Source organism: Bacillus sp. K2I17, from assembly GCF_002209985.1.
GTDB lineage: Bacteria > Bacillota > Bacilli > Bacillales > Bacillaceae_G > Bacillus_A > Bacillus_A wiedmannii.
In genome coordinates, this window is sequence record NZ_NJGF01000070.1 from 1 (window position 1) to 11,633 (window position 11,633).

Sequence of the window (11,633 nt, forward strand, 5' to 3'; positions counted from 1 at the left end):
TGAGAACGATAAGGTTAAGAAGTTTATTCAAATTGTGGACAGTGCAACTGTTAATGAGGTATTAAGTTAGAGTTATTAGTTTCTAACATGCCTTGTATAAGGGGGAGTGTAATTTTCTAACATTCCCCCTCACATTACATTTTTGGGAAGGTTTCTACTTCTCAAGCGTGTTATGGAAGATAACTTATACGATTAGAAGAGGTAGGCATAAATGAAAGTAGAGAAAAATTTAATAGTAATAATTATTTCTGTGTTTATTTTAGGAATTGTGTCGACTTTGATATTTCAAGCTTCAACTGGTAATACCAAAGGTCACTCAATAAAGAGTGAGAATGTTGCATCGGTATCGAAAGAAGCGACAGAAAATGAAAAGAATAAAAAGATGGTAGTTGATTTCTATAATGAAGTTTTTAACAAACATGATATCGATATTATCCCTAAATATGTAAGTGAAGATTATAAGCAACATAATCCTTTTGTTGCTGACGGACGAAAAGCCTTCATGGATTTCTTTAAGGAGGACTTTGTTAAAAATCCTAATTCTTCTGCAGAGATTAAACGAGTAGTAGTAGAAGGAGATACAGTTGCTCTTCATGTACATTCTCGTACTAATTCTCAAGATAAGGGAGTTGCTATAGTCGATATATTTCGTATAAAGAATGGTAAGATTGTTGAACACTGGGATGTAATTCAAGAGATTCCAAATGAGGCAGCTAATGATAATACTATGTTTTAGACAGAAGGTATATTCAATTGTTAGTGATGTATAGAATCTAGAAATTATAAAATGAAGGGGATGTCCTAGGTATACTACTAGGACATATCTTTTTGTTTTAACGAGATTTAATATATTATCATTTGTAGAGTGCTTACTTCATATGTTTTCTGATAACTTACCCCTGAAACTGCACCATGTTAATATTAAATTATCGTATTAATTTGTAAGAAAGCTATTTTATATTGAGCAAGAAAAAGTATTCAAGTATAGATTTTGAAGAGGAAGTTTTTTTGGTAAATCAAAAAAAATTGATGAATTAGTTGCATATAGAACTCATCTGCGTATATACTATAAATATCAAAAAAAATTGATGAAGGGAGAGTGACTACAGTGGCACAAGATTTTCAGCTCTATGAGAAAAAGTTTAAAGCGTTGGCGGATCAGAAGCGTCTAGAAATCATGTATGAACTTTGCCAGCGAGGCCAGACTTGTGTATGTGATTTAACAGAGATTTTTGAAATGACGCAATCTAAGTTGTCATATCATTTAAAGATCTTATTAGATGCAGGTTTAATTGTAAAAGAAACAAAAGGTACGTGGAGTTATTATGATTTAAATGATGCGGAAGTAAATAATTTATTATCAGAAGAATTATGCTGTATCTTTAGAAAAACAGGCAAAGGTAGTTGCTGTTAAAATTTTGCACCATTAATCAAAAAAAATTGATTAATGAAATATAAAGAGGAGGAATTAGCTATGAGATATGTTCACGTTGGTATAAATGTTACGGATTTAGAGAAGTCTATTGAATTTTACGAAAAGGTATTTGATGTTTCACCAGTTAAGGTGAAAGTGGATTATGCAAAATTTTTATTAGAGACGCCAGGACTTAACTTCACGCTGAACGTACGAGATGAAGTGAAGGGAAATCAAGTAAATCATTTCGGTTTCCAAGTGGATACAGCTGAAGAAATTACATTGCATAAAGAAAGATTAGAAAAAGAAGGGTTCTTTGCACGTGATGAGATGGATACGACTTGTTGCTATGCGGTTCAAGATAAGTTTTGGGTAACAGATCCTGATGGGAACGAGTGGGAATTCTTTTATACGAAAGCACATAGTGATGTTCATAAAATTGAAGAGCCTTCTTGTTGCACGACTTCTAACGTAGTAGAAAAAAATTCTTGTTGTTAATAGGAGATGGAAAATAAAATGAAACGTTTATCTTTTCTAGATCGATATTTAACACTATGGATTTTTCTAGCTATGGCTGTTGGGATTGGTTTAGGGTTTGTGTTTCCTAGTGTAGTAGACGGACTAAATACATTACAAGTTGGAACGACGTCTATTCCACTTGCTGTTGGTTTAATTGTCATGATGTATCCACCATTAGCGAAAGTTCGCTATGAGGAAATGGGCCGAGTATTTAAAGACGTAAAAGTATTGGTTTTATCTTTAGTACAAAACTGGATTATTGGACCTGTACTTATGTTTGTTTTAGCAATTATTTTTCTTCCTGATAAGCCAGAATACATGGTCGGGCTCATTATGATTGGTTTAGCACGCTGTATTGCAATGGTAATTGTTTGGAACGACCTTGCAGATGGGGATAAAGAGTATGCTGCAGGTTTAGTAGCTTTTAACTCAGTATTTCAAATGTTATTCTTCTCCGTTTATGCATACGTGTTTGTAACAGTCATTCCAGAATGGTTAGGGATTGAAGGGGCTATTGTTGATATTACAATGATAGAAGTAGCGAAATCCGTATTTATCTATTTGGGAATTCCTTTTATAGCAGGTATGTTAACACGTTTTGTACTCGTTAAGTTAAAAGGAAGAGAATGGTATGAAAAGGTGTTTATACCGAAGATTAGTCCACTTACATTACTTGCATTATTATTTACAATCATCATTATGTTCTCTTTAAAAGGAGAAATGATTGTTAGCGTACCATTAGATGTAGTAAGAATAGCAATTCCATTACTCATTTATTTTATTGTGATGTTTTTTGTTTCTTTCTTTATGGGAAGGAAAATTGGTGCAAACTATCCGGTGACAACAACGTTAGCATTTACAGCAGGTAGTAATAACTTTGAGTTAGCAATTGCTGTAGCAGTTGGTGTGTTTGGTATTCATTCAGGCGCAGCATTTGCAGCTGTTATTGGTCCGTTAGTGGAAGTACCTGTAATGATTGCACTTGTAAATGTCGCTTTTTGGTTTAAGCGTAAATATTTTAATGATCAACCAGTATAATTTAAAAACAAAGGCGGAAAACAACATGGAAAACAAAAAGACAGTCTATTTCTTATGCACAGGAAATTCATGCCGAAGCCAAATGGCAGAAGCATGGGGCAAACAATATGTAGGTGATAAGTGGAATGTATATTCTGCAGGAATTGAAGCACACGGAGTAAATCCAAATGCTATTAAAGCAATGAACGAAGTAAATATTGATATAACGAATCAAACATCGGATATAATCGATTCAAATATTTTAAATAACGCTGATTTAGTTGTTACCCTTTGTAGTCATGCAGATTCTGTTTGTCCTTCCACACCTCCGCACGTTAATCGTGTACACTGGGGATTCGATGATCCAGCAGGAAAAGAGTGGTCTGAATTTCAACGTGTTCGCGATGAAATTGGAGAACGTATAAAACGATTTTCTGAAACAGGGGAGTAAATAAAGGAAAGAGCCAATCTTCTATTGTATAGGGGATTGGCTTTTTTTTATTAGTCATGACTGCATTGGTTCGCATAAATTACCGAAAAATAGAGGATATTCTATTGGATTGATAAAGTTAGAAATATATTTAATCATGTAGGTGTTCACAAATAATAAAGTCATTTAAAAGATAATAAAGTTGTTTAGAATTAGAGATGGTATGATGAATAATCACGCTATCTTTTTCTTTTTATGTATAATTAAATAAGGGGATTTTTGGATATTAAAATAAAGGGTAGTATATTAGCGCAAGGGGGAGAATGATGGATAAGTTGTTACAAGAAATCATAAATTGGTTAAAGATGAGAGATGAACAAATTGTTATCGGTATTTCAGGACATGGTGCAGCTGGAAAAACGACGTTTGCTAATAGACTCGTAAAGCTACTAAACCAAAATGAAGTAAATTATATTAATACAGATCCTTACATTGTTAGTTCGGATATCCGCAAGCATGCAGTGATTCACTATACATATCAAAATGAAAATCATCGTTATAAAATGACAGCTTGTCATCCAGCGGCGCACCATTTGACAGCTTTAGAAAGAGATATTCATATGGTTAGAGCTGGGCTAGATTTTTATACGATAGATACGCATTATATGAAAAGTAAGTTGATTTCTTCGGAAAATAAAGTAACGATTGTGGAAGGAATGAGCGCCGCATTTATTAATCCTGATTTATTTGATTTGAAAATTTATTTTTATACAGATGGTGAAACGGAACTAATGAGAAGATCAAGCCGGGATATAGCTGAAAGGGGAGCCGATATAAATTATTTAAGGCAGTCTCATGAAGAACGCCGGATTCAATATGAAGTATTTATGCATTCGTATAGTCAGCGTTTTGATATAATTATCAAAATTTCTGATGAAACAATATGTTTAGAAAAAAATACATTTGAGTTTTATAAAGTTTAAATGAAAATCCTCAATTTGTTAATTGCATTATGACGGTTAATTTTTCTTATTTAGTACTTGTATTAAACAAATGTATTATTTAATCACTAATATATTCACTATGAAATAACTAGATTTTTTTAAAAGATTTAGTAGCCTTCTTTCATCTACATAGATAGAAGGCTACTGTAATTTTGGCGGCAAAATTACATAACTGTATTATTACTCACAGTAGGATAGGATTCTGTATTTGAATACATTAGGTGTATCTTAAAAATCCTCACTTTAAAAGGTTTTTATTCGGAAGTACAAAAATGAATTTTTGTATGTAAGGAGAATAAGGTGAAACAAATAATAAAAGACATATTAATAAACTACTTTAAAGAAATTCATACATTAGTAGTTGAAGAAGAACTACATAAGAACAGTTGGCATACAGATCTACACTATAAAATCATCGTAAATGGAGATCGGTATTCCGCACGGTTTATAAATAGCAATCGAACAAGCAATCCGGCCTTTGGGACGTTATCAAATGAACAATTGAAAGAGCAAGTACGGTTTACGTATTATTTACGAGAGCATGGAATTCCATTTATGCAGATTAAGGAGAATAGGGCGGGAGAGTCCTTTACATTACTCACTTGGAATGAGGAACAGTACCGGTTTGTATTGTCTACTTGGACGGAAGGGGAACATGTCACTTATTGCACAGAAACGATGGCAGAAGTCTTTGGAAAGGAAGCAAGAAAGATACATGATATTTCTAGTACGTTTCAAAGCCCGATTTTTCAAAAGAAATCTCATTTAGATGGATATGGTGAGTTTATAAGATTATTAGAAAATAAAGGTGGTACACGCAAGGAATTGCAGAGATATATGGATTTAGCTAAGTATCATATAGAATGCGCACATACGAGTGATTTGGAGTTTATTGTACAAACTGATTTAAATCCTTTAAATGTCATATGGGATTCAAATCAATGTGTAAAAGGGATTGTAGATTTTGAATCGATTGGATATGTAGATCGTATTGAAGGTTTAGCCTTTTTAATAAAATGGTATTCCCGGACAGAAGGAATAGAGTCGCATGAAGTATGTTCGAAAGTTGCTAGAGCATTTTTAGAAGGGTATAAGGCCCATAATATTTTAACATCAAATGATTATAAAAGGCTTTCTTCATTATTATGGTTATCCGGTAGTTTAAATTGGAACTTTGTGAAGAAAACGCTACTTGTAATAAGTGATGAGAGGGAATTGGAAAAACATTTGGAAGTTTATAGAGTGAGAGGAGAAAGACAATCTTCATTGTTAATTTGTAGATAACATTTATTCTCTTAATTTTGGATGCGAAAAAGAAAGCATATGAGGTGTTCAAAAAATGAAAATACAAATTGTATTGTTTGATGGTTTTGGAGAACTGGTCTCCTTTGCACCTTTTGAAGTATTGAAAAGAGCGATAGAAGAAGGGGCTCCATTTACGGTTGAACTCGTATCAAGTGTACAGAAACAAGAAGTTACTACTTCATTTGGAGTTACGGTGAAACTACATGATTTTTTACGAATGGATAATCGCCCAGATTTATTAATTGTGCCTGGTGGTGGCTGGAATCATAAAGCTGAACATGGGGCGCGAAAGGAAGCTGAGCTTGGTACTTTGACTAAAATAATTAGAGAGATGCACAATGAAGGAACGATCGTTGCTGGAGTTTGTACTGGAGGTATGTTACTAGCTGCATCCGGTATATTGAATGATAAAAAGACGACAATGCATCATTTGGCGCAGAATGAAATGAGTGAATATGGAGCAGAACTGCTTCCTTACAGAATTGTGGATCAAGGGAATGTTATTAACGCAAGAGGAGTTACTTCAGGAGTTGATTTAGGACTTTGGATCACGGAAAGATTCGCAAGTCCTAAAATTGCAGCTGCTGTTGAATATAGAATGGAATATGAGCGGCGAGGTGTTGTTTGGAAGTAATTTGACCGTAATCATAGTTTTTTTGCTGCATAGCGTATTAGATATTGTAAAAGAGAAAGAGCCAACTTATACGAGCAGGCTCTTTTTTTTTTATGTATTCATTCTCTATGTTTAATAATTGGGCTGAATATAACCTAATTTTATTCCTTTCGTGACAGCTTCTAAAATGAGGGAAGTGCAACATAATGGACATAAACGTTGCTTATACATGTAAAGTAAGATGTCATAAAATGAATAAAGACTGCTAATTTTCGTGCACTTTGATTATGTAGAAATAGGGGGGATGACATGAAAGACAATACGCCTAAGAAAATTTTATTTATTCAATCAGGAATTCCTTTTTATTACCCAATGATCGAAGCAGCAATTTTGAATAGTTTACAAAAGGTAAACAGTAATACAATTATGGTGAACCCAGAAAGAGCGATAGAAACCGCATTAAAAATGAAACCGGATTTTATTTTGGTACTCGGTGGTTTAAACGAGGGAATTATTAGTGTCATGCCAGTACTAAAGAGTGCGGGTTTTACTACTGGACTTTGGCTGACAGATGATCCGTATTATACGGATGTAACACAACATCTTGTGCCGTATTATGATTACATATTTACGCAAGATTTAAATTGTATCAAGTTTTATAGAGGGTTAGGATGTAAGAATGTGTTTCATCTTCCGTTAGCAGCAAATCAAGATGTGTTTAAACCTTCTCAGAAAGAAGATACATATAAGTATGATCTTAGTTTTATAGGCACAGCATTTGAAAATAGACTTACCTTTGTTGATTCTATTTCAGAGTATTTAGCAGAAAAAAATATAAAAATTGTGGGGTTCGGTTGGGAGAAGTTAAAGAATTATGAAAGATTAAAGGATAAAATACAACTATTGCCACTTGCGAAGTATGAGGATGCATTGCAATTTTACGTATCGACTAAAATCAATATAAATTTACACCGTTCACCAAATGATAAAGAATTGAATTGTAATGCCGCAAACATCCAAGCATATTCAGTAAATAATAGGACTTTTGAAATCAATGCTGTAGGTTCTTTTCAATTAACTGATATACGACCAGATGTAGCAAAGCATTACATACCAGGTGTTGAAATAGAAACTTTTAATAGTGCACGGGAGTTTATACAAAAAGCGGAGTATTATTTGGAACATGTACAAGAAAGAAAACAAATAGCAAAAAATGGACTGGATAAAACTTTGAAAAATCACACTTACGATAGACGTATAGTACAATTATTAAACTATATTAATTTCATAGGCGTGAAGATGTAGTCTAACCATTAACTGAAATGATAAGCATTTGGTGCTTTCTAACTCTCGTATTCTATAAAAATTATTTACGAAAAATGGATTTGGATAATTTTGTTGAATTTATTTATTATGAAAAAACAATTTTACATTCAAACTAATTTATATCTAACAATTAGAGGAGATTAAAAATGAATCACTTTTTTGTAGAATTTGGTGAATATGAAGCAAGTGTTTGTGAATGGGGAGATAAAAGTAATCCTCAAATCATTTGTTTTCATGGTCTAGGAAGTACAAAATTAAGTTTTATAGAAATAGCGGAACTTTTAAAAGATAAATTTCATATTGTATCGTTTGATCTACCTGGACATGGGAAAACACCAAGTTTCGGGAAGGATGAAGATTACGGTGCATCTCATTTAACAAAATGGGTAGTAGCATTACTTGAGCAGCTAGGAAAAGAAACATTTCATATAGTAGCACATTCATGGGGAGCAAGCGTTGCGCTTCACTATGCAGCAGAATGTCCAGAAAAAGTGAATAAAATGGTATTGTTAGATGGTGGTTATCATCATGGCAAAATGAATGCAGATTATTTTGCGAAGCTATATAAAGGTGCGAAAGAAGGAGAGTGTCCACCGCGCTCATTAGAAGAAGAAATCACCCATTACGAAAAAGATTTTGATGAATACATTTTTGACAGTAAAGAAGCATTCATCCAATCAGAAAAAATGGTTTACAGCAGGTGGTCACCATTAATAGAACGTGCGGTTTATGACTTAATGCGAGAAGAAGATAATAAAGTGAAATGGCATGCTACTGGCGATACCGCTAGAAGTGTAATTAAGTTTCAATATACGGTGTATAAAACGTTGAAACCGCATAAAATTAAAAGCGATATTTTATTATTGTATTATGATCTGCCACATAATTATTTAGAAATAAGGGAATTGCAAATTGCAGAATTTAGGAAGCATATTGATATTACGACTAAGCTCTATAGCGATACAGGGCACTTAATGCATTGGGATAGACCGGAAGAGATTGCTGAGGATGTTTTACATTGGTTCATATAAAGAAGGTCCGTTGTTCGCATTTGAGCAACGGATTTTCTTGATACGTTACCTGAAAAAGAAACAAGTATCTCTAAACTAGAGGAAAGTAAAAAATAAAGAAAAGAGGTTGCCAAAAAGTAACTATTCAGCGACTTTTTGGGACAACCTCTTCTTTTTGTTGTATATTTTCAAGAAAATTTAGAATAAAATAAAAATATAGTCACCTACCTATTATTCACTAATGAAAAGAGGCTAGCGAAATGCAACTGAAGTATGGGAAGCACATTAATATATTATCTATTGTTCTAACTTTGTTCTCTTTTTCTGTAATTGTAAGTTTCTCTACCTGGTTGAGTGGATATTCAATTCCCAACCTTTCTACAATGCTTAAGGTAACAATGTTGAGTGCATTTATTCTTGGAATTATAGGGTTTAGACAAGAGAAAAGCGCACTAGCGATTATAATTATGGGAATATGTGCCTTTGCTCTAGTCGTTCTATATACTTATGCGATTATAAGTTTTCTTGAGCATTAAGCACCATAAAAAAGAAACGAACATATATGTTCGTTTCTTTTTTGGGGATGATTATTATAAAATAGCCTCTTCTAATGATTGGGTGCTGAATCCAAGAATTAATTTTTGAATGTTATTTTCATGATCTTTTACAATGATATATGGAACGCCCTGTACGTTAAAGGATTCAAACTCTTCTTTTTCTTCTGGGGTATTAGGGGTACCACCTCATATTAGAAAAAATGATATTTAGATGCAAAGTTATCGTGCAAGCAAGAGCATTAAAGTTCTATCGCCAATTCTTTTTTTGATATAATAGATGTGAAGCAGAAAATAGATAGAAAGATACTGCTAGTAATTTATACTTAAAATGTAGGGAGATTGAACAGATTTATGGGGACAGAAAAAGAAATTAGTTCCGCTAAATTAATATGGAAGATGACGCGCCCGCATACATTAACGGCGACGTTTTCTCCTGTAATTTTAGGAACAGTAGCATCACTTTATGTTACAGACATTCATTGGCTTTTATTTATTGCGATGATGGTTGCATGTTTAGCATTGCAAATCGCAACGAACTTATTTAATGAGTACTATGATTTCAAACGTGGATTAGATACCGCTGATTCTGTTGGCATCGGTGGTGGAATTGTCCGTCACGGATTGAAACCAAAAAATGTGTTAACAGTTGCGCTTTTATTGTATGTAGTAGCAGCAATTATTGGAGTTTATATTTGTATGAATAGCAGTTGGTGGTTAGTCGTCATTGGTTTAATTGGGATGGCGGTTGGCTATTTATATACAGGTGGTCCATTACCAATTGCGTACACTCCATTTGGAGAATTAGTTTCTGGATTGTTAATGGGGACATGTTTTGTACTCATCGCTTTCTTTATTCAAACGAATACGATAACAATTGAAAGTGTATTGATTTCCATTCCAATTGGAATTTTAGTCGGTGCAATCAACATGTCGAATAACATCCGAGATATCGAAGAGGATATTAAAGGTGGAAGAAAGACATTAGTAATCCTCCTCGGTAGAGAAAAAGCAATAGTAACACTAGCTGTAGCCTTTTTCATTGCTTATTTATGGATCGCGGTGATTGTATTGATGGGTTATATAAGCCCTTGGGCATTAGTTATGTTCCTAGGTTTGAGAAAACCAATCTCTGCAATTCAAAGTTTCCAAAAAGGAGCAAAGGATCCTGGGTATATGCGCATCGCAATGAAATCAACAGCGATGACAAATACGATTTTTGGCTTCTTATTATCGGCAGGATTATTAATTAGTTATCTGTTTTAAATAAAAACTATTGTTTCGTGACTAAACCCCGATTTCTCGATTTTAATATAGAGATATTGGGGTTTTATTTTTATAGCGTATATTTTCCCTTTTAATCAAAAGCAAACTTTAAAAACAAATAAAAATATCAAGCATGTGAGCATCAAGAACGGAAGTGCATGGAATATACATCTTTAGCTTGATGGGTATGTGGCGGTACCCCATCGCTATCAAGCTAAGCCCGTGTTACGTCAATGATAAGCAAGATTGTTTCTTTTTTTCTCTTACAACTTGATCTTGTAATCGTTTTTGTTGTTGTTCTTTTGTTAGTCGATGAACAATCACACGAGTTGGGACTTTATCAGTCATTCCTACATAAGCATCAGCTATTTCACATGTTTGTCCTGGTTGAAGGGAGCTCATTAACGTCTCCATATCTATCTGTATATACTCTGTACCTTTCTTAATTCTTCCGTCTTGAAAATAATCAGGATGAGGATTTTTTTGATAAATACGTGTATTCGACTTGATACGAGAGATATAGTAGGCCTCTTTATCTGGTATATATTGAAGGTCTTTTAAATGAAAATAACCTAAATTTCGGATACATAAATCATTCGCTGTCACAGTTGGGGCACACAGAGAGCCGTAAGTGCGATCATGTTGTTTACCTGGACCTGTATGAATATGTAGAAACTGTCCACTTAACAAATCATACTCAAGTTGAATTTTTATCCCAGCTGTATGGCTGCATCCTCCTGCACCTGGATAAACCGATGAAAATATATCCGGGAGTTGAAATGCAGTTGAATCTAAAATACGAATACGCTTGAAAACAGAAGTGTATGGAGAAGAAATCTGCATAGATGTGGCCAATTTTTTGCTTAGTAGTTCGGCTAGTAGGTGTTGTAAAAGTTGGACGGCCGCCTTATTAAACCGTTGATTCAGTCCCTCAGGACTGATGAGTACTTCTGTTGATGCTTCTAAACAGCTAGATAACTGAGTTAAAGAAGTCATAGCTATATTTTGGCTCAACCATACACATAAAGCTACTAAATCTTTTGCTTGGTACTTACTGGTTCGTTGTACAAAGCCAACATCTTTTGCAAGATCCCGTAAGGTATTTGGAGATAAAAAACGCCATCCTTTCCTATTGGAGTGAACCCTTAGAATGAGACGAAAAAAACACCTCTCTA

General features: G+C 33.8%; 12 protein-coding genes and 2 pseudogenes. 13 read left to right on the forward strand and 1 reads right to left on the reverse strand.

The features are described from left to right. From CER22_RS32790 to menA, 13 genes and pseudogenes are all read left to right on the forward strand, one after another. Nucleotides 1–70: pseudogene (locus CER22_RS32790) on the forward strand (nuclear transport factor 2 family protein); the annotation flags it as partial. Nucleotides 71–211: 141 nt separating this feature from the next. Further along, nucleotides 212–736, forward strand: a complete 525-nt coding sequence (locus tag CER22_RS29740) for a nuclear transport factor 2 family protein (protein ID WP_088610346.1) — start codon at nucleotides 212–214, stop codon at nucleotides 734–736. Nucleotides 737–1,108: 372 nt separating this feature from the next. Next, nucleotides 1,109–1,414, forward strand: a complete 306-nt coding sequence (arsR, locus tag CER22_RS29745; RefSeq protein WP_000046014.1) for an arsenical resistance operon transcriptional regulator ArsR — start codon at nucleotides 1,109–1,111, stop codon at nucleotides 1,412–1,414. A gap of 60 nt (nucleotides 1,415–1,474) precedes the next feature. Beyond that, a complete protein-coding gene (locus tag CER22_RS29750) occupies nucleotides 1,475–1,912 on the forward strand; it encodes an ArsI/CadI family heavy metal resistance metalloenzyme (protein WP_088610347.1) in 438 nt (145 codons plus the stop codon). 18 nt (nucleotides 1,913–1,930) lie between these two features. Then, the gene (gene arsB / locus CER22_RS29755; RefSeq protein ID WP_088610348.1) at nucleotides 1,931–2,971 is read left to right on the forward strand and encodes an ACR3 family arsenite efflux transporter; all 1,041 of its coding nucleotides are present in this window, start codon (nucleotides 1,931–1,933) and stop codon (nucleotides 2,969–2,971) included. A gap of 25 nt (nucleotides 2,972–2,996) precedes the next feature. Then, complete coding sequence (gene arsC / locus CER22_RS29760; RefSeq protein ID WP_088063945.1) at nucleotides 2,997–3,401, forward strand: arsenate reductase (thioredoxin); 405 nt, start codon at nucleotides 2,997–2,999, stop codon at nucleotides 3,399–3,401. 305 nt (nucleotides 3,402–3,706) lie between these two features. After that, nucleotides 3,707–4,363, forward strand: coding sequence for a uridine kinase family protein (locus tag CER22_RS29765; protein ID WP_088610349.1), 657 nt, complete (start codon nucleotides 3,707–3,709; stop codon nucleotides 4,361–4,363). Nucleotides 4,364–4,684: 321 nt separating this feature from the next. Continuing rightward, a complete protein-coding gene (locus CER22_RS29770) occupies nucleotides 4,685–5,668 on the forward strand; it encodes a phosphotransferase enzyme family protein (RefSeq protein ID WP_142293599.1) in 984 nt (327 codons plus the stop codon). 55 nt (nucleotides 5,669–5,723) lie between these two features. Then, nucleotides 5,724–6,323 carry a DJ-1/PfpI family protein gene (locus CER22_RS29775; RefSeq protein WP_088610350.1) on the forward strand — a complete coding sequence of 200 codons (600 nt, stop codon included), beginning with the start codon at nucleotides 5,724–5,726 and terminating at the stop codon, nucleotides 6,321–6,323. A 288-nt stretch (nucleotides 6,324–6,611) separates the two neighbouring features. Continuing rightward, nucleotides 6,612–7,607 carry a CgeB family protein gene (locus CER22_RS29780; RefSeq protein WP_088063943.1) on the forward strand — a complete coding sequence of 332 codons (996 nt, stop codon included), beginning with the start codon at nucleotides 6,612–6,614 and terminating at the stop codon, nucleotides 7,605–7,607. Nucleotides 7,608–7,774: 167 nt separating this feature from the next. After that, nucleotides 7,775–8,659 (forward strand): alpha/beta hydrolase, encoded by an 885-nt coding sequence (locus CER22_RS29785; protein WP_088610351.1) that lies wholly within the window; start codon nucleotides 7,775–7,777, stop codon nucleotides 8,657–8,659. Nucleotides 8,660–8,898: 239 nt separating this feature from the next. Further along, nucleotides 8,899–9,174, forward strand: coding sequence for a hypothetical protein (locus tag CER22_RS29790; protein ID WP_088610352.1), 276 nt, complete (start codon nucleotides 8,899–8,901; stop codon nucleotides 9,172–9,174). 372 nt (nucleotides 9,175–9,546) lie between these two features. After that, nucleotides 9,547–10,458 carry a 1,4-dihydroxy-2-naphthoate polyprenyltransferase gene (gene menA / locus CER22_RS29795; RefSeq protein ID WP_000536390.1) on the forward strand — a complete coding sequence of 304 codons (912 nt, stop codon included), beginning with the start codon at nucleotides 9,547–9,549 and terminating at the stop codon, nucleotides 10,456–10,458. A 249-nt stretch (nucleotides 10,459–10,707) separates the two neighbouring features. Here menA and CER22_RS29800 read toward each other — a convergent pair. After that, nucleotides 10,708–11,610 (reverse strand): annotated as a pseudogene (locus CER22_RS29800) (IS4 family transposase); the annotation flags it as partial. Nucleotides 11,611–11,633 lie beyond the last annotated feature (23 nt).